24 protein-coding genes are annotated in these 26,863 nt (G+C 71.1%); 12 read left to right on the forward strand and 12 right to left on the reverse strand.

What is annotated here, in order from left to right:
• Positions 1-180 precede the first annotated feature (180 nt).
• The 8 genes from FM051_RS41990 to FM051_RS42025 form a co-directional block, all read right to left on the reverse strand.
• Positions 181-897, reverse strand: coding sequence for a maleylpyruvate isomerase family mycothiol-dependent enzyme (locus FM051_RS41990; RefSeq protein ID WP_158852681.1), 717 nt, complete (start codon positions 895-897; stop codon positions 181-183).
• Entirely contained in the window at positions 894-2,522 is a 1,629-nt protein-coding gene (locus tag FM051_RS41995) for a (2,3-dihydroxybenzoyl)adenylate synthase (RefSeq protein ID WP_238413031.1), read from the reverse strand. The genes FM051_RS41990 and FM051_RS41995 overlap by 4 nt, the downstream gene beginning before the upstream one ends.
• Positions 2,411-4,678, reverse strand: a complete 2,268-nt coding sequence (locus tag FM051_RS42000; protein WP_238413032.1) for an acetate--CoA ligase family protein — start codon at positions 4,676-4,678, stop codon at positions 2,411-2,413. Before FM051_RS42000 ends, FM051_RS41995 begins: the two co-directional genes overlap by 112 nt.
• Positions 4,675-6,276, reverse strand: a complete 1,602-nt coding sequence (locus tag FM051_RS42005; protein WP_158852683.1) for an FAD-dependent monooxygenase — start codon at positions 6,274-6,276, stop codon at positions 4,675-4,677. The genes FM051_RS42000 and FM051_RS42005 overlap by 4 nt, the downstream gene beginning before the upstream one ends.
• A 3-nt stretch (positions 6,277-6,279) precedes the next feature.
• Positions 6,280-7,101, reverse strand: a complete 822-nt coding sequence (locus FM051_RS42010; RefSeq protein ID WP_158852684.1) for a fumarylacetoacetate hydrolase family protein — start codon at positions 7,099-7,101, stop codon at positions 6,280-6,282.
• Entirely contained in the window at positions 7,098-8,183 is a 1,086-nt protein-coding gene (locus FM051_RS42015) for a cupin domain-containing protein (protein WP_158852685.1), read from the reverse strand. Before FM051_RS42015 ends, FM051_RS42010 begins: the two co-directional genes overlap by 4 nt.
• Positions 8,180-9,535, reverse strand: coding sequence for an MFS transporter (locus FM051_RS42020; RefSeq protein ID WP_158852686.1), 1,356 nt, complete (start codon positions 9,533-9,535; stop codon positions 8,180-8,182). Before FM051_RS42020 ends, FM051_RS42015 begins: the two co-directional genes overlap by 4 nt.
• A 113-nt stretch (positions 9,536-9,648) precedes the next feature.
• Positions 9,649-10,473: a PaaX family transcriptional regulator gene (locus FM051_RS42025; RefSeq protein WP_158852687.1), complete on the reverse strand. Its 825-nt coding sequence runs from the start codon at positions 10,471-10,473 to the stop codon at positions 9,649-9,651.
• A 409-nt stretch (positions 10,474-10,882) separates the two neighbouring features.
• Here FM051_RS42025 and FM051_RS42030 point away from each other — a divergent pair, with 409 nt between their 5' ends.
• From FM051_RS42030 to FM051_RS52470, 3 genes are all read left to right on the forward strand, one after another.
• Positions 10,883-11,581 carry an alpha/beta fold hydrolase gene (locus FM051_RS42030; RefSeq protein ID WP_158852713.1) on the forward strand — a complete coding sequence of 233 codons (699 nt, stop codon included), beginning with the start codon at positions 10,883-10,885 and terminating at the stop codon, positions 11,579-11,581.
• A gap of 143 nt (positions 11,582-11,724) precedes the next feature.
• The gene (locus tag FM051_RS42035; protein WP_238413033.1) at positions 11,725-13,008 is read left to right on the forward strand and encodes a Calx-beta domain-containing protein; all 1,284 of its coding nucleotides are present in this window, start codon (positions 11,725-11,727) and stop codon (positions 13,006-13,008) included.
• Positions 12,954-13,169 carry a hypothetical protein gene (locus FM051_RS52470; RefSeq protein ID WP_274383871.1) on the forward strand — a complete coding sequence of 72 codons (216 nt, stop codon included), beginning with the start codon at positions 12,954-12,956 and terminating at the stop codon, positions 13,167-13,169. Before FM051_RS42035 ends, FM051_RS52470 begins: the two co-directional genes overlap by 55 nt.
• A 133-nt stretch (positions 13,170-13,302) precedes the next feature.
• Here the strand turns inward: FM051_RS52470 and FM051_RS42040 are convergent, their stop codons facing one another.
• From FM051_RS42040 to FM051_RS42050, 3 genes are all read right to left on the reverse strand, one after another.
• Positions 13,303-13,914, reverse strand: a complete 612-nt coding sequence (locus FM051_RS42040) for a DedA family protein (protein WP_158852688.1) — start codon at positions 13,912-13,914, stop codon at positions 13,303-13,305.
• A 442-nt stretch (positions 13,915-14,356) separates the two neighbouring features.
• Entirely contained in the window at positions 14,357-15,340 is a 984-nt protein-coding gene (locus tag FM051_RS42045; protein WP_158852689.1) for a DUF6492 family protein, read from the reverse strand.
• A 211-nt stretch (positions 15,341-15,551) separates the two neighbouring features.
• A complete protein-coding gene (locus FM051_RS42050; protein WP_238413035.1) occupies positions 15,552-16,145 on the reverse strand; it encodes a hypothetical protein in 594 nt (197 codons plus the stop codon).
• A 277-nt stretch (positions 16,146-16,422) separates the two neighbouring features.
• Here FM051_RS42050 and FM051_RS42055 point away from each other — a divergent pair, with 277 nt between their 5' ends.
• On the forward strand, positions 16,423-16,602 hold the full coding sequence (locus FM051_RS42055; protein ID WP_158852690.1) for a hypothetical protein: 180 nt from the start codon (positions 16,423-16,425) through the stop codon (positions 16,600-16,602).
• 96 nt (positions 16,603-16,698) lie between these two features.
• Positions 16,699-17,226, forward strand: a complete 528-nt coding sequence (locus FM051_RS42060) for a hypothetical protein (protein ID WP_158852691.1) — start codon at positions 16,699-16,701, stop codon at positions 17,224-17,226.
• Positions 17,227-17,526: 300 nt separating this feature from the next.
• On the opposite strand, the gene FM051_RS42065 is transcribed toward FM051_RS42060, so the two are convergent.
• Positions 17,527-18,003 carry a hypothetical protein gene (locus FM051_RS42065; protein ID WP_158852692.1) on the reverse strand — a complete coding sequence of 159 codons (477 nt, stop codon included), beginning with the start codon at positions 18,001-18,003 and terminating at the stop codon, positions 17,527-17,529.
• 267 nt (positions 18,004-18,270) lie between these two features.
• On the opposite strand from FM051_RS42065, the gene FM051_RS42070 reads away from it, so the two are divergent.
• The 7 genes from FM051_RS42070 (at position 18,271) to FM051_RS42100 (ending at position 26,402) form a co-directional block, all read left to right on the forward strand.
• Positions 18,271-19,140 (forward strand): oxygenase MpaB family protein, encoded by an 870-nt coding sequence (locus tag FM051_RS42070; protein WP_238413036.1) that lies wholly within the window; start codon positions 18,271-18,273, stop codon positions 19,138-19,140.
• A gap of 147 nt (positions 19,141-19,287) precedes the next feature.
• Positions 19,288-19,662, forward strand: a complete 375-nt coding sequence (locus FM051_RS42075; protein WP_202919317.1) for an alpha-L-rhamnosidase C-terminal domain-containing protein — start codon at positions 19,288-19,290, stop codon at positions 19,660-19,662.
• 476 nt (positions 19,663-20,138) lie between these two features.
• On the forward strand, positions 20,139-20,534 hold the full coding sequence (locus FM051_RS52475; protein WP_238413037.1) for an IS110 family transposase: 396 nt from the start codon (positions 20,139-20,141) through the stop codon (positions 20,532-20,534).
• A 54-nt stretch (positions 20,535-20,588) separates the two neighbouring features.
• Complete coding sequence (locus FM051_RS42085; RefSeq protein WP_158852694.1) at positions 20,589-21,902, forward strand: ABC transporter substrate-binding protein; 1,314 nt, start codon at positions 20,589-20,591, stop codon at positions 21,900-21,902.
• Positions 21,899-22,801, forward strand: a complete 903-nt coding sequence (locus FM051_RS42090) for a carbohydrate ABC transporter permease (protein WP_158852695.1) — start codon at positions 21,899-21,901, stop codon at positions 22,799-22,801. The genes FM051_RS42085 and FM051_RS42090 overlap by 4 nt, the downstream gene beginning before the upstream one ends.
• Positions 22,798-23,688, forward strand: a complete 891-nt coding sequence (locus FM051_RS42095) for a carbohydrate ABC transporter permease (RefSeq protein WP_238413038.1) — start codon at positions 22,798-22,800, stop codon at positions 23,686-23,688. The genes FM051_RS42090 and FM051_RS42095 overlap by 4 nt, the downstream gene beginning before the upstream one ends.
• Complete coding sequence (locus FM051_RS42100; RefSeq protein ID WP_158852696.1) at positions 23,685-26,402, forward strand: hypothetical protein; 2,718 nt, start codon at positions 23,685-23,687, stop codon at positions 26,400-26,402. Before FM051_RS42095 ends, FM051_RS42100 begins: the two co-directional genes overlap by 4 nt.
• Positions 26,403-26,863 lie beyond the last annotated feature (461 nt).

Below are 26,863 nucleotides of genomic sequence, written 5' to 3' on the forward strand. Positions count from 1 at the left end.
CGTCCTCGATGTCGTCTGCGCACGGTTCGTGGCCGACCACCGGCGGGGTGCCCGGCCCTGGCCGGTCTCGGCCTCTGTCCAGCGCCGGCCGCAACTTCTCGCGGGTGTCGCCGGTGGTCGGCCACGAACCGGCCGGGACCTCGGAAGAAGGTGGGAACGCGGACGGCCCGCTCCCCCGGCTCACAGCCAGCGCGGCAGTGGGGGACGTCCCCCCGATTCGGCGACACCGCCGGCGAGCCTGCCGGTGAGCCAGCCGGCGATATCGGCAGCCGTTGCCGCGCCGGTCGTCCCGGCACCCGCGGGACCCAGGTGCCACCTTCGGGCGCGGTCCGTAGGCGCCAAGTCGACCGATGGGCAGCCCTCCTTGGCCGTGAGCGCGGCGGCCACGTCGTCGATGAGCAGGTCCACGACGCCGGCGGGCAGGTCGTCGGCGGTCACGCCGGCATCGAGGTCGACCGCGTGGAGCCACACCTCCCGGATGCGCATCCAGGGCACCTCGGCGGCGGGGATAGCGCGGCCCAGCGCGCTGCGGACTTCGGCGTTCCACTGTTCGCCGGTCAGTTCGCCGAGCGCCTTGTCGAGCGTCACGGCAGTGCCGGCCACCTCCGAGCGCAGAACGTCCGCGGGCAGCCCGGCGGACTGTTCGATTTCGAGGGCACGCTGGTCGCGACCGGCGTACATGGGCGACTCCACACCGGTACGGGCCCACGTGGCGAGCCTGGTCAACGCCTCGGCGTTGCGGGCGAGGTGCCCGACGACGTGCGCGCGGGTCCAGCCGGGCAACCGGCTGGGTGCGCGCAGGTCGTCGTCGGTGAGCTCGTCGACGACGGCCAGCAGTGTGCCGGTGCCTTCGCGCATCCAGGGCAGGGTGGCCTCGAAGTCGTGTCGGCCCGTCATGCGGGTGCCCCGGCGTCGAGGCGTTCGGCGATGTCGGCGCGCAGGGCCTTCTTGTCGATCTTGCCGACCTTGGTGGCGGCGAGTTCGTCGACCAGGACCAGGCGCTCGGGGAGTTTGAACCGGGCGATGCCGATCCGCTCCATCGAACCGCGGATCTCGTCGAGCGTGACGGTGGCCCCGGGCCGGGGCACGACGTAGAGGCAGACTCGCTCTCCCAGGTCCGGGTCGGGCATCGCGACGGCGGCCACCTGGGCGACGCCGGGGAGTTGGTAGACCAGGTTCTCGACCTCTTCGGCCGAGATCTTCTCTCCGCCGCGGTTGATCATGTCCTTGTCCCGGCCCTCGACGATCAGGTTGCCGTCCGCGGTCCGGCGGCAGATGTCGCCGGAGCGGTACCAGCCGTCGGCGGTGAACGCCCGGGCGTTCTGCTCGGCTGCCTTGTAGTACCCGCGGGGCGTGTAGGGGCCGCGGGTGAGCAGGGAGCCGAGTTCCCCGTCGGGCACGTCGTGGTCCGACTCGTCGACGAGTCGGACCTCGTCGTCGGGGCACATCGGCCTGCCCTGGGTGGTGCACACGACTTCTTCGGGGTCGTCGAGGCGGGTGAAGTTCAGCAGCCCCTCGGCCATCCCGAAGACCTGCTGGAGGTCGGCGCCGAGGACCGGCTTGATCCGGCGGGCGAGTTCGTCGGCGAGCCGCGCCCCGCCGACCTGCAGCACGCGCAGGGTCTCCAGGTCACCCGCGCCGTGCTCGACCGCGTGGTCGAGCCACCGCCCGGCCACGGCGGGGACCACGGCGGTGTGCGTGACGCCCTCGGCGGCGATGGTCGCGAACGCCCGTACCGGCTCGGGCGAGGGCAGCATGACGACCCGTCCACCGGCGAGCAGCGTGCCCAGGATGCCCGGGCAGGCGAGCGGGAAGTTGTGCCCGGCGGGCAGGCTGACCAGGTAGGCCGCGTCAGGACCGACGCCGGCGACTTCGGCGCTGCGGCGGGCGTTGTACGCGTAGTCGTCGTGGGTGCGGGCGATCAACTTGGGCAAGCCGGTCGTGCCGCCGGAGAGCAGGAAGACCGCGACGTCCCGGCTGCCGACAGCGGTGGCGTCGAGCCGGGCGTGGTCGGCGGCCGGGTCGTCGCCCGGTCCGCAGAGCGCCCGCAGGTCGGTGCTGCCGGGTGCGATCTCGGAGCCCGCGACGAGGACGTGCCAGGGGCCGCCGGTCACGGCCCGGACGTCGTCGGCGAGTTCGTGGGCCAGGTGCTGGTGGTCGAAGTCGCGCATCCGGTCCGGGACGGCGATCGCCGTGGCCTCGGAGTGCCGTGCCAGGTAGGCGAGTTCGACGCGCCGGTGCGCCGGAAGTGCCATCACCGGGACGACCCCGGCGCGCAGGCACGCGTGGGTGAGCACGACGAACTCCCACCCGTTGCCGAGTTGGACCACGATCCGGTCACCGGGACGCAGGCCGAGGTCGAGCAGGCGGGTGGCCGCGGAGTCGGCGCGGTCGGCCAGTTCGGCGTGCGTCAGCCGAACCCCGGCGACCGGGTCGACCAGGGCGGGGACGTCGGGGTGGCGGTCGGCGACGTCGCGGAGCAGGGTGCCGAGCGGCACCCCGGCCCAATAGCCCTTGGCCACGTACGTCCGTACCTCGGCATCGGGCCAGGGCACGGTGTTGTCACTGATGGGGGTGGGCATCGGTGGCCTCCCTGGGAACGTGGCGGGGTGAGGACGACGGCGTCCAGCGCGACCAGGCCGCGTGAGGTGAGCCGCAACGGGTTCACCTCGATCTCGTCGAGGGCGGGATTGGCGACGAGCAGGTCGCCGAGCGCCGCGACCACCCGTCCGAGTTCGGTGGTGTCGAGGACCGGGCCGCCGCGCCACCCGTCCAGCAGGATGCGCCCGCCGAGTTCCGCGGGCATCTCCGCCGCCTCTCCCGGGCTGAGCGGTGCGAGGCGGATCGCGACGTCGGCGAGCGCCTCGGCCGTGGTCCCACCGAGGCCGAGCAGCAGGATCGGGCCGAAGACCGGATCACGGCGGGCTCCGAGCACGAGGTCGACACCGGGGTCGGCCATCCTCTCCACCAGGTAGCGGTCGGCCCCGATGGCGTCCAGGCGGTCCAGGGCGGCGTCGAGGTCTTCGACCGTGCCGACGCCCAGGTGGACGCCGCCCACCTCGGTCTTGTGCAGGATCGAGGCGTCCAGGACCTTCACCGCGACCGGGCCTCCGAGGTCGGTGAGCGCGGCGTGGGCGTCGGCCCTGCTGTCGCAGGCACGGCGCTCGGTGGTGCGGACACCCAGGTCGTCGAGCAGTCGTTTGGCCTGGTCTTCGTCGTAGGAACCGCCGAACACGGCGGGAACGGGCCGACTGACGTGGGTCGCGGCCTCCCGACTCCGGGACCGGGCGTCCGCGATGAGCGCGCCGATGGCGGCGGCCACTCCCCTGGGCTCGGTCGCGACGGCGATGCCGGCGTCGAGCAGGGCACGGCGGTCACGCGCGACGTCCTCGCCGCTGCCGCCGAGCCCGAGAACCATGGGCACGTCGGGGTCGTGAGCCTCACGAGCCGCCCCGACCACGTCGACGGCGTCGGGTTCGTGCAGCGCGTACGCGGCGATCACGTCGACCTCGGGGTCGTCGGCGACGGTGCGGAACACCCGGGCGAGCTCGGGCCCCGGACGGCCGGTGTCGACCGGGTTGCGCTGGTAGGTCATCGGCGGGAGCAGGGTGCCGAGCCGGTCCTGTGTGGCCGGGGTCAGTTCGGGGACGCGGACGCGGCGTCCGCGCAGGTCGTCCAGCAGGAGCAGGCCCGGGCCCGCTTGGGCGGTCACCACGCCGACCCCGGCGTCGCGGTGGGGCGGGACACGGGTCACGGCCAGCGCCCCCACCGCGTCGACGAGTTCGCGTTCGTCATCGACCAGCACAGCCCCGGCCTGGGCCAGCGCGGCGCGGGTGGTGCGCCACGAGGTGGCCAGCGCACCCGTGTGGGAGGCGGCGAAGGCTCCGATGTCGTGCCGGCCGACGACCAGCGCGACGACGGGGCGGCGTGCGGTGAGGCGCCTCACCGCGGCGACGAGCCGGGGGCCGTTCGCGACGGACTCGACGTGCAGCGCGACAGCTCCTGTCCCGGCGTCGTCGGCGAGGTGGTCGAGCACGTCGGGAGCGGTCACGTCGACGGCGTTGCCGAGACCCACCGCGAGGCTGATGCCGTGTCCGGCTTCGGTGAGCAGGAACGCCAGCGCGTGGTTGACGCCACCGCTGGCCGCGACGACCGCGACCTTGCCGGGCCGGACGGCGGCCACGCCCGGCACGAAGCTGGCGGTGACGCCCGCGTGCGGCGCGAGGAACCCGCTGGTGTTGGGACCGAGCAGCCGTATCCCGGTCTCGGCCACGACGGCCGCCAGCTCTTCTTGCAGGGCGATGCCGGGTCCGCCGGTCTCGGCGAACCCGCCGCCGCAGATCACGGCGGCACGGGCTCCTGCGCGGGCGGCCTCGGTGAGCACCCCCGGGCAGACGGCCGCCGGGACGCAGATCATCGCGAGGTCCACGGGGCCGTGTTGAGCCGCAGCCTGCACGGAGGCGTGCATCGTGTCGTCCCGCCCGTTGACCAGCGCCAGGTTCCCGCCGCGCGCGGCGAAGCCGCTCAACGACCGGGCCAGGGCCGCACCCAGCTTGCGCGGGTCCCGGGAGGCGCCGACGACGGCGATCCCCTTCGGGGCGAACAACGCGTCGAGGTTCCGTCCGGCGTCCACAACGGTGTCGGCGTCGAGGCCGGTCCGGGGTGCGGTGGCGGTCACGCGGCACCCGCCACGAGGTCGGCGCGACCGGACAGCACGGTGGTCAACGCGCGGTCGCGGTCGGATCCGGGTTCCACGAGCAGTGCGGGCAACCGGTCGTGCAAACGGGCCTGCTCGCAGACCAACACGCGGCACAGCGGCGTGCCGCCGTGCACCGCCACCAGGGCTGGTGCGGTGTCACCGAGTCCGGCGAGGCGGGTCAGCCGCGCGAAGACCTCCGGCAGGTCGGCCTCGTGATCGGGGGCGACGACGAGCGCGCCCCACGGGCCGCGCCGCGGCTGGTCGGCGAGCGGCAGCGGTTCCGAATCGTCCGCGCCGCCGAGGACGGCCGCGGGCACCCCGTTCGCGTCGGTGGACAACGACACCGACCTCCCGGTGGTGGACCACCCGGCACGTTCGAAGGGTGTCTCCAGCGGTTCCGCGCCGTGGGCGTCCACCCAGGCGCGGTGGCCGGCGGCCACGAACTCCGGGTCCCGCTTGGCCAGCCGGGCGTCGGTGATCGAGCGGGACATGAAGTGGTAGGCGAACTGCCACGGCTCCAACTCGTCGTGGTACCGCCCGAAGTTCTCCCACCACGCCAGGCTCGGCCTCGCGGAGTCCTGGATCTTCCGCACCGAGGGCTGCGCCGCCGCCTCGTAGGCGGACAGGGCCGCCGGGAGGTCCGACGGCGATCCGACGACCGCACGGGCCAGCTCCACCGCGTCCTCCATGGCCATCTTCGTGCCGGAGCCGACCGAGAAGTGCGCGGTGTGCACGGCGTCGCCGAGGAACACCACGGGTGCGGCGCCTCCCCGCAGGGTGTGCCAGCGGCGGGTGCGGCGGGTGCGGAAGTTGCCCCAGCGGGAGTTGTTGACCAGCAGCCGCTTCCCGTCGATCTGGTCGGCGAACAGCTTCTCCAGGTAGTCCTTGGAGACGATGTCGCTCGCTCCCGGCGGCTGGGCGACGTCGAACTCGTCGAGTCCGGCTCGGCGCCACGACGCCTCGTCGGTCTCCACGATGAACGTCGACACCTCGTCGGAGATGGGGTAGCCGTGCACGGCGAACACCCCGTCCGGGCCGCGCTCGTGCACGAACGTCAGCCCGTCGAACAGGTAGTCGGTGCCGAACCAGATGAACTTGGCCGTGGCGGTCTCGACCTCCGCCCCGAGATCGGCTTCGCGCTCCACCCGGTCGCGGATCTTCGAGCCGGTGCCGTCGGCCGCCACGACGAGGTCGTAGCCCGCCAAGTCGTCGAGGGCGACCTCGGTGGCGAACCGCAGCCGTGCTCCGACGTCACGGGCACGGGTTTGCATCAGCGCCAGCAGCGTGCGCCGCGCGACGGCCGCCATCCCGTTGCCGCCGCACCTGATCCGTTCGCCCTTGAGCCGCACCTCGATGTCGTCCCAGTGCCTGCCGTGCCCGGTCAGCGCCTCGCGCAGCACCGGGTCGGCTTCGTGGATACCGGCCAGTGTCCGGTCGGAGAAGACGACGCCGAAGCCGAAGGTGTCGTCCGGCCGGTTGCGCTCGAACACGGTGACCTCGATCGACGGGTCGGCCCGGCGGATCAGGGTGGCGAAGAACAGCCCCCCGGGACCGCCTCCCACGACAGCGATGCGCATGGTTCAGGCTCCCTTGACCACGGTGTTGCGGAGCTCGCCGACGCCGTCGACCCGGGTCACCAGCTCGGCGCCCTCGGTCAGGTACCGGGCGGGCTTGCGGGCGTGCCCCACCCCGCCCGGGGTGCCGGTGGCGATGATGTCACCGGGCACCAGCGTGATGATCCGCGAGATGTAGGCGACGAGTTCGACCGGCCCGAACACCAGGTCGGAGGTGTCCGCCTTCTGGACGGTGTCGCCGTCGACCTCGCACGTGATCGCGCCGGGTACCGCGCCGTCCTCAGTGGTCACCAGCCACGGACCGACCGGTGTGCTGCGCTCGAAGGTCTTGCCCTGCAACCACTGCACGGAACGGTATTGGAAATCGCGGGCGGTGACGTCGTTGACGACGGTGTAGCCGGCGATCGCGGCGGCGGCCTGCTCGGCGGTGGCGTGCCGGACCTCGGCTCCGATCACGACACCGAGTTCGGCCTCCCAGTCGACCTGGTCCGATCCGGCGGGCAGTTCCACCGGGTCGTGGGCGCCGACCAGGGCTCGCGCGAACTTGGCGAACAGAGCGGGGTACTGCGGCAGTTCACGGCCCATTTCGAGGATGTGGCTGCGGTAGTTGAGGCCGACGCAGAACACCTTCTCCGGGTTCGGCACCAGCGGCGCGTAGTCCAGTCCGTCCAGGCCGTGACGCGGCCCGCGCGCCTGTCGCGCGGCTTCGCGCCAGTCCGGGCGGGCGAGGAACGCACCGAGGTCGACCGCGCCCAGTTCGACCGCGCCGTCGTCGTCGACGCGAACGGCAGCGGTACCACTGCCGGTGCGGATGGTCGCGAGCTTCACGCGCGGTCCTCTCGTGCGGTGCGGGCGAGACCCAGCGCCTCGAAAACGGGGTCGTCGGAGAAGCGGAACGCGTCGAGGCCGGACTCGGTGTCGAACGCCAGACCCGCCCAGGACGGAACGCAGAAGAGATCGCCCTTGCCGACCTCGTAGCGGGCGTCGCCGACCGTCACCACGCCGGTGCCCTCGAAGACCTGCCACACCGACGATCCCGCGGTGCGGGTCAGCGCGGTGCTGGTGCCCGCGCGCAGCCGGTGCATCTCGCAACGCATGGTCGACAGGCAGTCCCCGGCGGTGGCCGGGTTGGTGAACCGGACGACGGCGTGCCCGGGCTCGACGACGCCGGGGTAGCCCTCCGCCTCCAGCTCGAGTTGCGCGGTCAGGGCGGCGTCGGTGTGCACCCAGCGGTAGGCCATCAACGGGGACGCCTTGGCTGCGGGAGCCCCGACCGGTGTGAGCCCGGGGTGGCCCCACAGCCGCTCGTTGCGGGAGGTCGCGGGCGTCTCCCTGGTCGCGAGCTCGTCGGGTCCGAACTCGAAGAACCCGCCGTCGATCTGCCGCACCAGCGGGATGTCCAGGCCGTCGATCCACGCCATCGGGCGATCGGTCGTGTTGTGGTGCTCGTGGAAGTGCATGCCCGGGGTGAGCAGCAGGTCCCCGCGGCGCATCGCGACCGGGTCGCCCTCCACGTTGGTCCACACACCCTCGCCCTCGACGACGAACCGGAACGCGGTCTGCGTGTGGCGGTGGGCCGGGGCCTCCTCGCGTGGACCGAGGTACTGGATGGCGGCCCACAGCGTGGGGGTCGCGTAGGGCGCGCCGCCGAGGCCGGGGTTGGCCAGGGCGATCGCCCGTCGTTCCCCGCCGCGGCCGACCGGCACCAGCTCGCCGGCCTGCTCCGCCAGCGGCAGCAGGGTCGACCAGCGCCACAGGGTCGGCACAGAGTCCGAACGGGGGCTGGTCGGCATGAGGTCACCGATCTGGGTCCAGAGCGGGATCATGTCCGCGGCGTCGAACGCCTCGTACATCTCGTCGAGCCGGACTTGCTCTTCCCGGGTGATCTCCGGGAGCTGGGTGGAGGTCATGCGGTGGTCTCCTCCTTCGTGGTGGTTGCGTGTGTCCCGTCCGTGGGGTCTGCCGCCGTGCCCACGGGGATCGCGGCGGACCTCCTCGCGACCGGGACGAGTCCGATCAGCAGCGCACCCGCCAGGGCGGGAACGGCGAAGCCGTAGAAGTTCCACTGGAAACCGATGCCGGAGGCGAGCACCCAGCCACCGAACAGCGGACCGACGATGGCGCCCGCGCGGCCCACACCGAGAACCCACCCGAGTGCGGTGGCGCGGATCGGCGCCGGGTAGTGCGCGGCGACGTAGCCGTTGACGAGGATCTGCGTTCCGACGCTGCCCAGACCCGCGACGGCGACGGCGACGAACAGCAGTCCCGTGCCGACGCGCTGGCTGAGCACGATCAGGCAGGCGGTGGCGAGCAGGAAGGCCGTCACGGTGACCGGTTTGGGGCCGAATCGATCCGCCAGCAGGGACGCGGCGAGCGCGCCGACGATCGCACCGACGTTGAGCACCAGCAGGAACGTCAGAGCCGACCCGAGCGGGTAGCCGGCCTGCCGCATGATCTGCGGGAGCCAGGTGTTCAGGCCGTACACCAGCAGCAGTCCGCAGAAGCCGGCCGCGCCGAACAGCAGCGTGGCGGCGACGGAGTCGCGGCGGAAGAGGGCTCGGGGGCCCGCCCCGTCCGCGACCGCGGTCCGCTCCTCCCGCAAGGCGGGCAGGTCCACGCCGTAGCGCTCGGCGAGTGCTCGGGCTTCGTCGTCACGTCCCTTGGTGAGCAGGTAGCCCACCGACTCGGGCAGGAAGCGCCACGCCAGCGGCAGCACGACGAGCAGCGGAGCCGCACCGATGGCGAGCAACGGTCGCCAGCCGTGGTCGGCGAGCAGGAGCAGCGCGAGCACCGCGGCGCCGACACCGCCGACGGAGTAGCCGGCGAACATGAGCGCGTTGTGGAACTGCCTGCGCCCACGGGGCGCGTATTCGACGGTCAGCGCGATCGCCGAGGGGATGACGCCGCCGAGACCGAGACCGGCCAGGAAGCGCAACAGCCCCAACGCACCCGGCCCGGGGGCCAGGGAACAGGCCAGCATCATCACCGAGAACCAGGTGATGCCGATCAGCATGATCCGGCGGCGGCCGACGATGTCGGTGACCACCCCGGCACCCAGCGCCCCGACCAGCATGCCCGCCAGCGCGTAGCTCCCGATCGCGCCGACCGCGGCCGGGCCCATCCCCCAGCCGGGCTCGGCCAGCAGGCTCGGCACGACCGAGCCGTAGACGATCAGGTCGTAGCCGTCGAAGACGATCGTCAGGAAGCACAGCGCGACCACGACGAGTCCGGATTGGGGGCTTGCGCTTGTCTTCTCTGACATGAGCGCCACTCCTCGTTGCCCAAGCACTCACGCCGCCATGGCGGAGCCCGCTCAAGGTACAACGAAGAAACGACGACCGTCTAGATAGTGACGTACTTTCTGTCGCGCCGGGCCTAACCCGCCTCCTGCTCGGGCGTCGAGGCCGCGCCGAGGAGCGCGTCGACGCAGTCCTCCGCGGCTCCGCGCAGCAGACCGTGAGCCTCCAGGAAGACCTCGTGGGCCAGTCGTCCGTGCCACCCCTCGGGCAGCAACTCCGGCGGCAGGTCCGGGTCCCGGAAGGGGAAAAGCCGGTAGTCGTGGACCAGCTTCATGCGTTCCACGAGGGCAGCGGCCCCCTGCAGTTCGCCCGCGCGGTACACGGGCAGGCGCGGGCGGTACACCTGGAGCAGGTCGACGTAGGCGCGATCGAGTTCGGCCAGGCCCCAGGCCCGGGAGGCGATGTCCCGATCGGCATCGAGACCGGCCGACCGCGACCGGAAGATGTCCAGCCTCACGGCGGGCTCGTCGGCGAAGGCGGCGAGCACCTGCCCCCCGCGGTCGTGCGGGCTCAGCCACACGGCAGAGGACAGCGGCCCGAAGCCGAACCAGGCCAGCTTCTTGCGCAACTGCTCACGCAGGGCGCGCTCGGTCTCGGGAACCGAGTAGATGACCATGTTCCAGTGCCCGTCCCACGGTCCGCGGGCGCGGTTGAAGATGCGGTCACGCCCCTCGTCGAGCAACTCCCAGGCGGCGTCGGTCAGGGCGTACACCGTTTCCCGACCGTCCCGGTGACTGGAGAGCCACCCCTCCTTGCGCAGGCGCGGGACCACCACGCGGACCGTGGCCTCCGGAACGTCGAAGCACCCCATCAGCGCCACGAGCCCGCGCAGGCGGACCTGCCCGCCCCGGTAGCGCAGGTAGTCCCCGAACAGGTCGAACACCAGCGAACGTGCCTTCACCCGAGACCTCCCCCCATCCGCGTGCGCCCCGCGCGCCGCGCGCAGTGTTCCATCGCGTCGATCACCCCTCGGCTCCTCGTTCGCCACGTGGACAGCACTGAACAACCCTCACTTGTGTAACAGAACCACACCGGTCGACACATGATTGACACATGAACGACCTGACTTCATGATGGCACGCAGTCGAAATGGCTCGACGATCGTCTGCCACACGTTGCACTTCTTCCTACGGGCGGAGTCGGTCACCGGAGCCGAACACCGTGCCGTCACGGGCAGCACACCCCTCCAGGAGGGCACAGAACATGTCTGACGCCAGGTCCCGACTGACGCACGTCACCTCCGTCGACGGCACCGAGATCGCCGTGACCGTCACCGGCCGGGGACGGCCCTTGGTGGTGTCCCCGGGGCCCTGTGCGTCGCGCAGGACTGGCAGCTCCTGGCAGACGTCCTCGCACCACACCTGACCACCTACGCGGTCGACCGCCGTGGCCACGGCGGCAGTGGCGACAGCCCGGCGTTCAGCATCGAACGGGAACAGGAGGACATCGCCGCCGTGCTCGACCTCGCGGGTCCCGACGCGATCCTGCTGGGCCACTCCTACGGCGCGCTCGTGACCCTGGGCGTCGCACTCACCCGGCCCCCGGTCGGTTTCATCCTCTACGAGCCCCCGCTGCCGATCGACGGGCCCGTCGGCGGCGACGCCCTCCCGGCTTTCGAACAGGCCGTGCACGACGGCGACCTCGGCCACGCCCTGACCCTCGGCCTCCGGAACTTCGTGAGGCTGCCGGAGGCGGTGATCGAGGCGTTCCGCCGCGAAGCCGTGTGGCCCGTGCGTGCGTCGATGACCCCGACCTGGGCCCGGGAAATCCGTGCCATCGACAGCTTCGGCCACGACCTCGAACGGTTCGCCGCCCTCACGGTCCCGACCCTCCTGGTCGTCGGAGAGCTCAGCCCGCCCTGGCTGACCGACATCTCCCGCCGCCTCCGGCAAGTCATGCCGAACGGCGACGTCGTCGAAATGCCCGGCCAGGCGCACGACGCCTACGTCACCGACCCGAAGGCCATGGCCGGCGCGATCCTCGCCTTCGCATCCAAACTGACCGCATAGCGCGCGATACGCCGGTGGTGATGCCGCGCGGGCAGCACCCGCGCCGGCCGGACCGACCCGCCATGAGCAAGGCGTGGACCGGATGTGACCGTAAAAATCGGACGCCGTCACCCGGGAAGACCACTACCCGCACCGTCTGTGTCGTGACACGATTGCGGAACAACGCCGGTTCCGTGACCGATGCGGTGCTGGACTCCCGGCCCACGGCCCAGTTCGCGGTGTCGGAGTACCGCGACGCCGGGGACGCGTTCGTCTTCCGGGTCAACCAGAACCTCACCGGCGACACAGCGGCCGTGCAGAACGGGATCGACGCCCGGGTCGCGGGAGGCGGCGGCGACATCCCCGAAGCCGCCATCAACGCGCTGTTCGAGATCGGCACCGGCGCCATCGCGTTCCGGCCCGACGGCACCCGGATCGTGGCGTGGTTCGGCGACGCGCCCTCGCACGACCCCAGCCAGGGACACGCGCTGGCCGACGCCATCGCCGCGCTGCAAGCCGCCGACATCCGGGTCATCGCGGTCAACGTGGGCCCGGCCGGCGGCGGACTCGACGCCGGTGGGCAGGCCACCGCGATCGTGAACGCGACCGGCGGCGTGCTGCTGAACAACGTGCCGCCCGACCAGGTGGCGCAGGCCATCCTGGACGGCATCGAGTCCGTCCAGGTCACCGTCACACCCACGACCACCGCGTGCGACCCGCAGCTGACCGTCGGCTTCACGCCGGCCACCTTCACCGTGAGCCTGGACCGGCCGAGCCCGAGGCCGGTGACGGTCGACTTCACCACCGCCGACGGGACCGCGGTGGCACCGGCGGACTACGCGCCGACCGCGGGCACGGTGACCTTCGCACCGGGGGAGATCACCAAGCTGGTGACCGTGCCCGTCAACGGCGACACGGTGGACGAGCTGAACGAGACGTTCACCGTGACGCTGTCCGCGGCCGGCGGTGCCGCGATCACCGACGCGGTCGGTGTCGGCACGATCGTCGACGACGATCACGACGGGGAGTTCTCCTGCCGGGCGAGCGCCCTGAACCTGGTCGGCATCGAGCCGGCAGTGGCCAACCCGGCCAACGTGCCGTGCGTGGACGACGCCGAGACGGTGGCGCGGGTCGACCTGAGCGCCGCGGCGCTGTCGGTCAACGCCAAGGTGCTGTCCGCGACAACCGACCAGACGCCGGACGACCTGACCTCGACCCCGCCGGTCGCGGGCGACAACGCCACCGCGACCGCCAAGGTCGACACGACCACGATCAGCACCCTCGGGCTGACCATCGAGCTGGGTGTGATCAAGTCCGAGGCCACGGCCCGCTGCGTGCCGGCAGCGGACTGGCACCGGAGTTCTCGGGCAGCTCGACGATCGCCTCACTCAAGATCAACGGCGTGCCGACGACGGTCGGATCCGCTCCGGTCACCATCCCGCTGCTGATCGGCTCGCTGCGGCTCAACAGCACCGAGACCACGGCGACCTCGGTGACCCAGCGGGCCGTGGTGCTGGACACCCTGCTCGCCGACGTGGTCATCGGTGAGGCGCACGCCGACATCCACGGCACCGACGTCCACCCGAACGGCAACCCCTGCACCAGCTGACACCCGGTCAGCCTGCATCACACCGGACGAGGTCGGGCCGCCATCGTGCACTGCGGCCCGACCTCGCACATCCAATGCGAATCGAGGTGGCTCCGCGCCCGGTCATCACCTGGTCACGTGGTGAAGCGCCGGGTCACGTGGTGAAGCGCCGGGCTCGCCACCGTCGAAGCAGCACGTACCCGGCCAGGACGAGTGCGATCAGCACGAGCGGCCCGTAGGCGAGGTAGCGCCCGACCGCGGTCAGCGAGGCGGAGAAACCGTAGCCGAGCAGCACGCAGCCCGCACCCCAGATCACCGCGCCGGTGATGTTCCAGGGCAGAAAAGTGCGCAGGTAGGGCATGCGGACCACCCCGGCCATGCCCGGGGTGAGTGCCCGCAAGACGGCGGTGAACCGACCGAACAACACCGCCTTGCCGCCGTGCCGGTGCAGGAACCCGTCGGCTCGCCGCCAGCGGTCCTCGCCGACCCACCGGCCCACGCGGGAGGCGCGCAGACCGGGACCGAGTCGGCGGCCGACCTCGTAGCCCACGCTGTCGCCGAGGATGGCCGAGCCGACCGCGATCGCGACCATCGGCCACAGTCCGATCCAGCCCTGGTGGGCGGCGAATCCGGCCACGAGCAATGCGATCTCGCCGGGCAGCACGAGGCCGACCATGACCGCCGCCTCGGCGAAGGCCAGGCCACCGGCGATGAGGTAGAACCAGGCACCGACCTGCCCACCGATCCGCTGGAGGAACTCGAGCAAAGCACACGCCCCTTCCTCGAACCACCCGTGACAGGCTGGTTGGCAGCCGCCGCACGCCTTCGGCTCGGCGAATCCACGGCGAGGGCGCCGATACCCCGGGGTCGGCCTCCGCTCGGCAACCGATCGGCGTGGATCACATCGCGCGCAACGCGCTCATTGTGCGGGAGGTCGGTTCGCGGCGCACCGCCGTGGTGACGCCGACCACGCCACGCCGACCGCCACCGCACGGGCGTCATCGTCGTGGCGTCCGTGAATCCGGGTGAGATCATGAGCCACCTTCACGTCGACTGTCCGCTCAGCCGCCTACCCCCCGATCGGCCGACGCGGTCCACCCGACCAGGCCCCCCGTGGAGTCGGGCAGCGTAGACAAATGCTCCAGCAGTTCGGCTCCGACGGCCGTAGGAGTGCCGGCCATCGGGCTTTGAACACCGGCACAACGGACTCACGGTAGGACCAGCGGCGCGAGGGCCGGCGCGACGCTCAGCTCGCCACGCAGCAGGGACAACTTCAGCGGGGCATCCGGTGGCAGCTCCCGGCGCAGGTCGTCGGAGATGTAGTCCATGGTGGCGATGCGCTCGGCGTAGTCGAGGAACCGGTGGCACCCCACGGCCCGCACCTCGACCGGGCGCGGGGCGTCGAGCACGTCGGCCAGGGTGAAGCCCGCGGCGGCGGTGGACTGGATGACGTCGACGGCCGACAGATGACGCATGGCGACCCGCTCGGGGAACAGCAGACACGCGAAGTGCCGGTACAGCACGTACTCCGACGCGCCGGTCCACTTCGACGACTCGCTGGTGGCCAGGAACGCCTGCCAGAACGGCACGCCGTGCGCCTGTTCCACCCGACGGGTCAACTCCGCCGACACCACCCGTTCGAACACCATGTGGTGCTGCATCCCGCTGAAGTGGTCCACCGGACGCCACCCCGGCACCAAGCGGGCTGCGGCGCTCAGCGCCGAGTGCCGCGACGGTGCCGCGGCTCGCGTGCCGTTCACCCAGCGCAGCGGATATCCCATGGGCAGCCGTGCCCGCCCGTCGTGATCCACGAACGACACATCGGCGACGAAGGCGATGTCGGCGTCGACGACCAGCACGTGATCCGGCGCGTCGGCGTCGAGCAGGTCGAAGCAGCGCAGTTTGAGCAGCTGTTGGAAGTACCACGACGCGTTGGGGTGACGCGACCCGGCGGCCCGCAACGCGTCCTCGATGTCCCCGATGCCGGGCTCGATCGATGTCTCGTCCAACCACCGCACGCGCTCATCGGCCGCCGTCACCGGGAACCGCGACACGACGTGCACCGCGCGAACGGGGTTGCGGCAGTGGCGCAGCACGGAATCCAGGCACAGCCCCACCCCACCCGCGTCCTTCGGCGCGATCGGGATGACCACGTCCAATTCCGGCAGGCTCACATCGACGGCTGACGGCACGAGGTCATCCTCGTGTGGCCACGGGGCGCGCGCACCGCCGATCAGCGGAACCGCGTCATGTGCCGGCCGGTCCTCCACGTCATGCGCCGTCCCTGCTGCACCACGCCCGCGAACCCGCACCGGTGGAGGCCACGTCGACTTCGACGATCCCCTGGCGTTCGAGCAGCCGGCGAGCCGCGGCCATGAAGCCGGGATTGTCGTCATCGGCGTCTCAGTCGAGGACGTTGACGGCGCGGGCGATGACCAGGGCGACGGTGACCAGCGACACGGCGGATTGCAGCATCATGATCAGCTTCGCCCACCGGGACAGCGGCAACACGTCGGTCGGGCTGAACGCGGTCGCGTTGGTGAACGACAGGTACAGGTAGTCCACCAGGTGGGGTTCCCAGTCGGCCGGCGCCAGCGACGTCTCGGTCATCTGCGCGAACTCGAAGTCGGGCAGGTCCCGGCGTCCGGCGGCCCGCGCGGCCGGTCCCCCGCGGTCGAGTTCCCAGTACCACAGCGCGAACACGAGCACGTTGGTCAGCCAGACCGCCGCTCCCGAGCGCAACAGCTCGGTCGCGTCCGGCGCGTGACCGCCGATCAACCAGTCGACCAGCAAGGCGACCGACCAGGCGTTGGCGGCGCTGATGACGGCGATCAGACCGAGGCCGACCACCCGCAGCAGCGCCGATTCCCGACTGATCCGCCCCGGATCGGCGATCACCAGCACGGCGAAGAGCACCAGCGCCAGCCCGACCAGCGGCCACCGCGCAGGGCCGACCAGGTGAGCGGGAAGGCTCGCCTGCAGTGCCACGGTCGCCACGACCGTCACGGCGGCCGGCCACCGGTGCTCGCCAGGCGTCGGCCGCCGCCACGCCGGCGAGGATTCCCCTACCGGATCCACCACGGCATCACGGCGCACTCCGGCCCGTGCGGACTGTTCACCTGATACCTCCACGCAGAACAATCGGGACTGTGGCGCACGTCGGGACGAGAAGCCCGCGATCGGCGCGCGCCCCGAAGGTGTTCGACGATGCCACCGACCGCCGTGACCCGCCACCGACGAGATCGGCCGACGAACCCACGGCACAGGTGTGCTGGTGGCGGGAGTGCTGTCGCCGGTCGTGGTGGGCGGGGGCCTGCCGCTGGTGACCACGGTGACCGACCGGGAGGGCAACCCGATCGCGACGTGGTACGAGCAGCACCGGGTTCCGGTCCCCCTCGGACGCCGGCGCGCACGGGCGACCTCTGAGCGCCGGCGGCTGACGATCGTGCCGTAACGCACCGCGAGGCCGGGCGATACGACCTGTGGCACTCATCGAGGTCCGGCTCGACCGACTCGGTCGACGCCGGTCCGACACCAGAGGGGTTCGCGGATGAACCGGAGCAAAGCCGCCTTGCGCACCACCGCCGTCTGCCTGGTCGCCACTGCGACGCTGTCCGGCGCGGCACCGACGGCGCACGCGGCCGTCGAACAGTCCTGCCTCGTCAACGAAGTGGTGGCCTTCAGCGAACCGGTGACCAACACCCCGAAGACCGTCGCGGTCACCGTCCAGGGCCAGCTCTTCAACTGCACCAACGGTTCCGCAGCCACCGGTGCCTACACCGAAACCGCCACGCTGCCGAACTACACCTGCACCTCGCTCTTCTACCAGGGCAGCGGCACCCGCGTCTTCACGTGGACCGACCCGACCGTCGTGCCGAGCACGTACTCCTACAACCGGACCTCCAGCCGGGTCGGCGCGAACGTCGTCATCCTGCTGTTGGGCTCGATCACTTCGGGCACGTTCACCGCCGAACCGGCGAAGATGCAGCTCACGGCACTGAACCCCGATCCGATCGCCTGCGCGACCACGGGGATTTCCCATCTGACGCTCGTGGGTGCCCTCACCGTGGGCGTCTGACCGCGCGCCGCCGACGACCGTTGTCGGCCAGTGCCGGCCCGTGAGGTGCTGTGGATCGCGCCGCTGACGCAGGCCGCCTGACCGCCGTTCACTGCATCAGGTCACCGCTACGGCCACGCACCGACCAACTTTCTGCGTAGGACCGCGGGTTTGCGGACACCTCCGAGTGATTCTGCGCCATCCCATGGGTGATGTGCGGTTTGTGCTGACTGTGCGCTTGTTCGTGTCGCGAGTAGATGTGACCGCCGGGCCGAGGATGCAGGCCCACCAGAACCTGTCGGGCAACCAGCGGATCAAGGGTTACCGGATCAACTGGCACAGCACCAACCCGGCCGACACCGGCAGCTGGGACCGGACCAACGACCCCGACCAGCGCGCCATGCTCGGCAAGGCCCGCGACCGGGGCGCCAACGTGTTCCAGCTGTTCTCCCTGTCGCCATCGTCACCCGCCACGCCCTCGACCACTGGGGCATCCCCTTCAGCACCGTCGGCACCGTCGGCACCGTCGGCACCGTCGGCACCGCCGCCCGCCGCCGGATCACCGACGCCCCCGACATCCCCCTGCGCGGCAAGCAACTCACCGTCCGCTTCGACGCCCACTCCGTCCAGACCCTCATGATCGACAACGTCCGGCTCTGATCCCGTCCGAGGCCCTCCGGTGTGCCAGGTCGGCGGCGCGACGACGGCCGAGTACAGGCCGTAGGCCCAGCCGGGATCGGCCCCGCACCAGTAGACGGAGTCGCCGCGCACGCCGAGCCCGAACTCGATGTAGGCCACCCGGCCACCTCGTAGGCAGGCCCACCTCGACGGGCGGACGTGCGTTCACGGGTTGGCGGAACAGCGCGACACCGGAACCATCGCGCTGTCGGCGCCACTCACGACCGTCGATGACACACCGCGTCCACGTGACAGCAGACCGTCAACCGCTCCCGCACCGATCGGCGGGGATTCCTTGTAGTAGGGGGTCGGCGGCACGGACGCCGCGCAATGACGGGCCGGAGCGCATACGTTGGTCGCACCCCCTTCCGCACCGAGGTGATGACGGTGGACCTGCTACCCCTGCTACCCCTGCGGCGCTACGTCGCCGACGCCGTGTTCGGCCGCGTGGCCGGGCCCGAGGGCGAGGCTCGCCGCGCCCGCATCCACCACGCGCCGGGTCCCCGCTGGTTCGGCCCGGACCGGCCCATCCGGCGCGTGCACGGTGACGCGGCCATGTTCATCGGCGGTCTGCGGGCACTGCTGCTGCAGTCCCTGCACCCGGTGGCCATGGCCGCCGTCGCCGGGCACTCCGACTACCGCACCGACCCGTGGGGCAGGCTGCAGCGCACCAGCCTGTTCCTGGCCACCACGACCTTCGGCACGGCCGAGGACGCGCAGCGTGCCGTGGACGGGGTGCGCGCGATCCACCAGCGCATCCGCGGCACCACCCGGGACGGGGTGCCCTACCACGCCGCCGACCCGCACCTGCTGGAGTGGGTGCACGTCGCCGAGGTCGACAGCTTCCTGTGCTGCCACCAGCGCTACGGGATCCGGCGGCTGACGCCGCAGGAGTGCGACGCCTACGTGGCCGACACGGCGCGGATCGGTGCGGCGTTGGGCGTGCCCGACCCGCCGACCACGGCGGCGGCACTGGCTTCGCGGCTCGCGGCGTTCCGGCCCGAGCTGCGGGGAACCCGGGAGGCGCGCGAAGCCGCCCGGTTCCTCCTGGTGACACCACCCCTGCCGTTGGCGGTACGGGTGCCGTATGCGGCGGTGGGCGCGGCTGCGGTGGCGTCGTTGCCGGTGTGGACGCGCCTGCCGTTGCGGTTGCCGTTCCTGCCGGTCTTCGAGAACACCGCGGTTCGACTGGCGGGCCATGGCGTCACCAGTGCCGTCCGATGGGCCCTGCCACCCGCGGAGCGCCGCGCGAGCTGACCACCTTGCGTCCACTCCGCTGAAAGCGCCACATCGGTGCGGTATCTCCCGCTTCCTGGTGGGCCACTCCACCCTGTTCGGCCGGCGACCACCGCACGAGGCGACTTGTGGATCTTGAAGCCGGTACGAGGCCGAAGCAGCGGTGGGGTGAGGTTCGCGGCCCGACAGGGCGGCCAGGATGACCTCGCTGAACCACTACGCGCTGGGTGCGGTCGCGGACTGGCTGCACCGTGTCGTGGGCGGTCTCGGCCCGGCCGAACCCGGCTGGCGGCGGATCAGCATCGCGCCACAGCCGGGCGGTGGCCTCACCACGCCCGTGCTGCACACGACACCGTCCACGGGCGCGTCGAAGCCGCCTGGCGCATCGACGGCGAGGACATGGCCGTCGACGTCACCGTGCCCACCGGAACGACGGCCACTGTCGCCCTGCCCCTGCACACCGAAGGTGCCTGCGCCGAGGTCGGTCCGGGATCGCACTCCTGGCGGTACCCGTTGCCGGAGACGCCCGGCGCGGCTCGCTAGTCCACAATGGATACACCAATGAAGGAGCTGCGCCGCGATCCGGCCGTGCGGGCCGCGGTGACCGGGACGTTCACCAGCCACTTCCCGCACCCCGGACCACCCTTCGTCCGCGAGCGCGCCCTCGTACCACGGACCCTGGACAGTGCTCGGCGAATCGATCATCACCCGGATGTGTACGACCAACACCTGACCCGCGTCCGTTTCGGTGAGCCGCTGGACCACGAGGGCCGCATACGGGTGACTGACGGTGATCAACGGCTTCACCGCATCGCTACCGCGACCCCGGCGCGCGACCGTCACGGCCAAACCGATGCAAGAACAGCACCTCGCCGCGTAACGCAGCTGGTCGAGAATGGTCGCGCTGTCGTTCCGGACGCCCCTCGCCACTGATTCAGATCTGATGCGGACCGTTGCTGATCAGGGACCTGCCGACGGGGTTGTCCACGGGGTTGACCTGCAACAACAGGAGCAAGTGCGTGACGGTTCGACCGGTGGTCCGAGTCGGTGTCGAGGTCGGCAAGACGGCGACCGAGGTGCGGTGGGCCATCGACCTGACCAGCAACGCCGGCGCGCTGCCGATGGCGGTCCTGGTCCACACCGGACAACAGGTCGTCCACGTGCCGGGCCGGGTGGTCAACCCGATGACCGGTGTGTTCCGCGGCGAGGCCAAGTCCGACGCCACCTCGTGGCGGGAGTTGCGGACTGCCGAAGCCCGGCCGGTTCGAGTCCGAAGTAGAGGTGGATCTCCGCGCGCCGCCGTGCCCATGGGCGACAGGGTCGCCATCTCGGCCTGGCGTGTCGGCAGACGGACGGTATTCCCGCCTGACGGGAAACGCTTTCCTTCTCGAAGGATGTGCGTGAGTCTGCAGTAGGCACCATGGCAGCGGCAAGGGTGAGGCAATCCGCATCAACGAGGAGCGGTTGGCATGCTGATCAGGTCACGGTCACTCGCAACGGCGGTCGCAGGGGTACTGGCGCTGGCACTGACAGCCGGCTGCGCGCCCGGGCCACTGGAGCAGTCGGATTCGCCGTCCGGACCGGTCACGGTGGACTTCGGCAGCTTCAAGGGCAAGCGCATGACCTACCTGTACTTCACCGACGGACCCGATCTCGATGCCACCAAGGCCGCCATCGGGCGGTTCGAGCAGGCGACCGGCGCCACTGTCGAGTTGCAGGTCGTCCCCTACGCCGAGCTGCAAAGGTCGTTGCAGGCACGGATCACCGGGGACACCGTGCCGGAGGTCGCGCGGGTGCAGGACTGGCATCCGTACGCCGGGGAGCTGCTCGACTTCACCGACTACTTCGGCAAGTCCTATCCCGACGAGTTCACCGACGGCGCGGTGTCGACCACTAGAGACGATGCCGGACACATGTACGCGGTGCCGAGCGACCAGACGATCAACGGACCGTTCGTGAACGTCGACGCCTTCGCCAAGGCCGGTGTGCCGGTGCCGACCGCGACGACGAAGTGGACCTGGCCCGAGTTCGTCGACGCGGCGAGCAAGGTGGCGGCGGCCAACGACATGCCGTCGGCGATCTCCGTCGACGTGTCGGGCAACCGGCTGAGCACGGTGCTCAGCCAGTACGGCACGACGCTCATCGGCGCCGACGGGCAGGAAGGGCTGGACCCGGCGAAGGCCGAGCAGGCCCTGAGCATGGTCAACGACCTGTTGCAGCAGGACAAGATCTCCAAGGACTTCTGGCTCGGCGCCGGCACCAACTACAAGGGCGGCAACGACGCGTTCCTCGCCCAGCAGGCCCCGGTCTACCTGTCCGGCCCGTGGCAAGTCGGGGCGTTCGCCAAGTCGGCGCCGTTCAAGTGGGCCGCCGTGCCCAACCCGTGCGCGGCCGAGTGCGGTGGATTCCCCGGCGCGAAGATGATGGTGGCCTTCTCCCGCAGCAAGGAACCCACGCTCGGCGCGGCGTTCGTGCAGTGGATGAACCGCACGGAGAACCAGCGGGAGATCGACCAGGCGGCGTACTGGCTGCCGACCCGCAAAGACCTCGTGGCCTCCGGCGTCCAGTACCCCACGCACAACGAGGACATGAACACGTTCATCTCCCAGATCGACGAGACCCCGGCGGTCGGCTTCAAAGCGATCTCCAGCCCGGCCTTCACCGGTGCGGCCCTCGCGTTGATCAAGGAGTTCGGCAAGGTCGTCGCCGGTCAGGAAAGCGTCGCCGACTGCGTGGCCAACCTCGAAAAGGAAATCGACCAGATCGTGAAGGCGTCTAAATGACCGGCCGCGCGGACGCACCCCGGCGGAGCCGGTTCACCCGGCGCAAGCTGGTGCCCTACCTGTTCGTGCTGCCGAACATGGTCGTCTTCGGCCTCTTCACCATCTGGCCGGCCATCAACGGGTTCAACATCAGTTTCTACGACAGCGCCAACGGCCGCACCTTCCGCCCCGTCGGAACCGACAACTACCACCGCATCCTCGGCAACGACGAGTTCTGGACCGTCGCCCGGCACACGATCGTGTTCGTCGTCGGGTTCGTCGTCGCGAGCACCGTGCTCGCCACGGTCCTCGCACTGCTGCTGAACGGCCAGAAACGTGGCCGAGGCGCGCTGAGCGCGGCCTACTTCCTCCCCGTCGTCGTGTCACCGGTCGTGGTCGGCCTGATCTGGAACGCCGCGCTCCAGCGCCAGACCGGCCTGGTGAACTCGGTGGTGTCGGCGCTCGGCTTCGGCCAACCCGCCTGGCTGATCGATCCGAACCTGGCCCTGATCTCGGTGATCCTGGTCGGGGTGTGGGTCCACCTCGGCTTCTACACCATGATCATGCTGTCCGGTCTCCAGTCGATCGACTCGTCCGTCAACGAGGCCGCCACGATCGACGGGGCGGGCACGTGGCAGAAGATCCGACTGATCACCCTGCCGCTGCTGCGCCCCACGACGATGGTGGTCATCACGCTGGCCACCATCGCGGGGTTCCAGGCGTTCGACTTCATCTTCACGCTGACCGGCGGCGGCCCGGTCGGCGCGACGACGCTGATCATCCAGTACATCTACGAGAACGGCTTCACCCCGCCCATCGCCTACGGCCTGGCGAGCGCCGCCGCGGTGATCCTGTTCCTCGTGATCTTCGCCGTCACCTTCCTCAACTACCTGGTCGGCCGACGGACGGAGGCGATGTGACCGCGCGACTGGAAGAACCACCGCGGGTGGTCGCGCCGCCGACCACGAGGTGGGCGTCGACGAGCGGCAAGACCCCGTCCGTCGGCGCGATCGCACGCACCACCGTGTTGATCGTCGGCGCGATCATCGTGGTCGCCCCGCTCGTCTGGGCCGGACTGTCGTCGTTCAAGAGCCAGGCCGAACTGGCCGCGCAGCCACCGACCCTGTACCCGCACGACTTCACGTTCGACAACTACACCACGGGCTTGGCCGCGTTCGACTTTCCGCGCTACCTGCTCAACAGCACGATCGTCACGGTGGCGGCGACGCTGCTCACGCTGCTGATCAACTCGATGGCCGCCTACGCGCTGGCCAAGTACAACTTCCGCGGGCGCGACCTGCTCTTCCTGATCACCCTGTCCGCGATCATGATCCCGTTGCAGGTGATCCTGCTGCCCATCTACCAGGTCGTGTCGTCGCTCGGCATGACCAATTCGCTGCTCGGCCTGATCATCCCTCCGGCGGCCACCCCCACAGGCGTCTTCCTGCTGCGCCAGTACATGCTGACGTTGCCCGACGAGACCATCGAGGCGGCGCGGATCGACGGCGCCGGCGAGTTCAGGATCTTCTGGCAGGTCGTGCTGCCGTTGTGCCGCCCGGCACTGGCGGTCCTCGCGATCTTCTCGGTCATCTGGCGCTGGAACGACTTCCTGTGGCCGCTGATCGTCGCCCAGGACGAGTCGGTCCAGACGCTGCCGGTGGCGATCGCGCGGTTCGCGGGCCAGCAGGCCATCCCGTTCAGCCAGATCCTCGCGGTCTCCGTCATGTCGATCATCCCCGTCATCATCGTCTTCTTGATCCTCCAGCGGCACATCATCTCCGGCCTGGTCAAGGGAGCCGTCAAGTGAGCAACCACGTGCCGTCGACCGCCACGACCGACCGGTCGGTCCACGCGCTCGACCGGCAGGGCCGGGTCCGCGACTGGCTGACCGCGCCCGCGTGGTCGACGCCCTGCCGGGATCTGCACGAAGTGCTCGAAGCCGAGGGCAGCCCGTGGGGCGAGCACGGCCGGTGGGTGCTGACGAACGGACCCGATGTCGCGCCCCTCAAACAGCGGCTCCACGAACGCCACCCGCTCGCGCTCGACCAGCCGCTGCCCGAAGTCCTGGAGGGCTCCGCGTTCTCGTGGCGGCCGACCGCGGGCGGCGAGTCACGGCAGGCCGTCTGGCAGCGGCGGCACACCGGCGCCGACGGGCTCCTCGACTGGAGCGAGTTCTGCTTCACCCCGGAGTACCGGCACGCGATCGCGGCCACGGTGTTCGAGGTGGACCAAGCCGAGTACCGCACCTTGGAGGTCGGCTGCACCGGTCCGGTCGCCCTGCTGGTCGACGGCGAACTCGCCCTGCTGGCCGACGACTTCACCTACATGGAGCCCCACCGGACACGAACCCGCGTCCGGCTCCGCTCCGGCCTGACCGCCGTCCACCTCGTCACGTGGCAGGTCGCCTTCCGGGAATGCCGGCACGTGGCGAGCCTGCGCGTGGAAGGGCTGCCGGTCCGGGTGGTGATCCCCTCGCCCGGTGCGGACGAGTACCGCTCCGCCGCGGCGGAGCACTTGCTCGACGCCGTCGGGATCGCACCGTGGGCAGCCACCGACGGCACCGTCACGCTCACCGGGCCGGCCGGCGCGCGCTACCTCGTCGGTGTGAACGGCGACGTTCCCCGCGAGGTGGTGCTCGCCGGTGGCAGCGCCCGGCTGGAGCTACCCGTCGCGCCGGGCGGAAAACCGGCCGACGCGACGGACACGACGGCTTCCATGCTCGCCACCGGCGAGACCGTGCTGACGGTGCGAGCCGACGACCCGGCGGCCACCGTCGTCCGGCAGTTCCGCGCCGCACGCGTGCCCGCCGTCCACCGCGAGACGCCGGACGGCTCCGAGCAGGCGGTGTGGCGCGAGGAGCTGTTGCGCCACGTCGCCGGCGGCGTTCCGGGAGCGGCCCGCGCACTCGCCCGGCACGCCGTCGCCCAGGGGACGAAGCTGCACGACGACGACCTCGCTCCGCCTGTCGAGATGATCGACTCCCGGGCGGACTGCGCCGACTTCGAGGCCGTCGGCCTCGTCCACCTGTGGCGGCGGCTCGGCGACGACGCGTGGTCGCCCGCCCAGCGCGACCGGGTGCGCCGGTCGCTGCTCGGCTTCAAGTACTGGATCGACCAGCCCGGCCTCGACGCGATGTGCTACTTCACCGAGAACCACCAGTTCGTGTGGCACACGGCGGAGGCGCTCGTCGGCGAACTCTTCCCGGGCGATCGCTTCACCAACACCGGGTGGACCGGTGAGCGGCACGCCGAGCACGGACGCCGACAGGCCGAGGAGTGGATGCGGCGCAAGCTCGCCGGCGGGTTCAGCGAGTTCGACTCCAACGCCTACCTCGCCATCGATTCGCTCGCCCTCGTCTCCTGGATCGAGTTCGCCCGCGACGACCGGATGCGGCGGCTCGCCGAGGCGTTGCTGGACAAGGTGTTGTTCACCCTGGCCGCCAACTCGTGGCGGGGCGTGCACGGTGCGGCGCACGGACGTTCCTACGTGCCCACCCTGCGCTCGTCCCGATTCGAGGAGACCGCGCCGATCATGTGGGCGCTGTGGGGCACGGGAGCCTTGAACTCCGCGGTGCTGCCCGCCACGGCGCTGGCGACCGCCACGCACTACCGCATGCCCGACCTCGTCCGGGCGGTCGCGACCGAACCACCCGAAGAGTGGGACGGTCGGCAGGTGTACCGCGGCGGATACCGCCTCCACCACGACCTGCTGGAGCGGCCGTACGGGTCGGATCTGCGGATCTGGCGGACGCCGGACGCGATGCTCTCCAGCGTTCAGGACTACCGCTCGGGACTGCCCGGCCTGCAGGAACACGTCTGGGGCGCCACCCTCGCTCCCGAGGTGCAGGTCTTCGCCACCCACCCGGCCGCCGACAGCACCTCGTCGTCCGCCCGGCCCAACGCCTGGGCCGGGCATCGCGTGCTGCCACGGGTGCACCAGCACCGGGACACCGTGTTCGCCCTGCACCGCATACCCGAGCACGACTGGTTCGGCTCGACGCACCTGTGGTTCCCCACGCCGCACATGGACGGGTGGGCGACACGCGGGCCGTGGCTGGCCGGGCGCGTCGGCAACGGGTTCGTCGCGGTCGCCACGGCCGGCGGGTTCCGCCCGCGGCGAACGGGCGACGAGGCCGGCCAGACCTGGCTGCCGGTCGGCGACGGCCTGGCCTACGTCGCCACGGTGGGGCGAGCCGCGACCGACGGCTCGTTCGACGATTTCCTGGCCTCGCTGGCCGATCCGGTGTTCGCGCCCGACTCGGTGTCGTGGCGGGCCCGCGACGGACGGGTGCTCGCACTGGCGTGGCCCGGCGCGTTCACCGTCGACGGCGCCCCGGACGGGGAGCCTGCCGACCCGCCGCACCTGGACAACCCGGCGGTCCGCGTCCCTTTCGGCGCCGAGCGCTTCGACGCCGCCTGGCGGGGCCACCGGCTCGTACTCGACCTCCGCAACGGCCGCCGCCTCGAACCGGCGAGCCGCGTGCCCGAGCAGACGGCGGAGGGAACCGACCACGTCGTCTGACGATCTCGTCTCCGCGGAGCACGCCGCTCCCCCGCTGCGACTTCCGGCCGACCTGTCCCGGCCTCGCTCGTCGGGGTCTGCGAGCGGTCGCGGGCTCTCTCGGGCACGTCGGCGGACCGGCACCCGGGTCAGCGCGGGGACAGTGCTCCAGCTGGTCCAGCCGTGGGAACAGGGCCTGGCGCTGCATGCCGTGGCCGCCGCATAAGACCACGTCTCACGTGGCGTTGAGCGTCGCGTCGTGATCTCGGACCGTGGTTGATCGGTTGTCGTTGCGGTTGGTGCCGGACGAACTGTGGGCGTTGACGGAGCCGAGATCACCCCCTCAGGTGTGGATCGCATCCTTGCGGTCAACCTCAACGGCACGTTCAACGCGACCACCACCCGCAACCGCAGCACCTCACGCTCCGCCGATGAAAACAACGCGCATCCCCCAGCTCGATCACCCGATCGACCTACGGAAA

This window comes from Saccharothrix deserti (genome assembly GCF_009769385.1).
In the GTDB taxonomy this organism is placed as follows: Bacteria; Actinomycetota; Actinomycetes; order Mycobacteriales; family Pseudonocardiaceae; genus Actinosynnema; species Actinosynnema deserti.

Bases quoted from the DNA above. Each gene is read 5' to 3' on its own strand.
- FM051_RS41990 (WP_158852681.1), bottom strand. From the start codon at position 897: ATGACGGGCCGACACGACTTCGAGGCCACCCTGCCCTGGATGCGCGAA.
- FM051_RS42020 (WP_158852686.1), bottom strand. From the start codon at position 9,535: ATGTCAGAGAAGACAAGCGCAAGCCCCCAATCCGGACTCGTCGTGGTC.
- FM051_RS42085 (WP_158852694.1), top strand. From the start codon at position 20,589: ATGCTGATCAGGTCACGGTCACTCGCAACGGCGGTCGCAGGGGTACTG.
- FM051_RS42015 (WP_158852685.1), bottom strand. From the start codon at position 8,183: ATGACCTCCACCCAGCTCCCGGAGATCACCCGGGAAGAGCAAGTCCGG.
- FM051_RS42090 (WP_158852695.1), top strand. From the start codon at position 21,899: ATGACCGGCCGCGCGGACGCACCCCGGCGGAGCCGGTTCACCCGGCGC.
- FM051_RS42005 (WP_158852683.1), bottom strand. From the start codon at position 6,276: ATGCGCATCGCTGTCGTGGGAGGCGGTCCCGGGGGGCTGTTCTTCGCC.
- FM051_RS42060 (WP_158852691.1), top strand. From the start codon at position 16,699: ATGAACCGGAGCAAAGCCGCCTTGCGCACCACCGCCGTCTGCCTGGTC.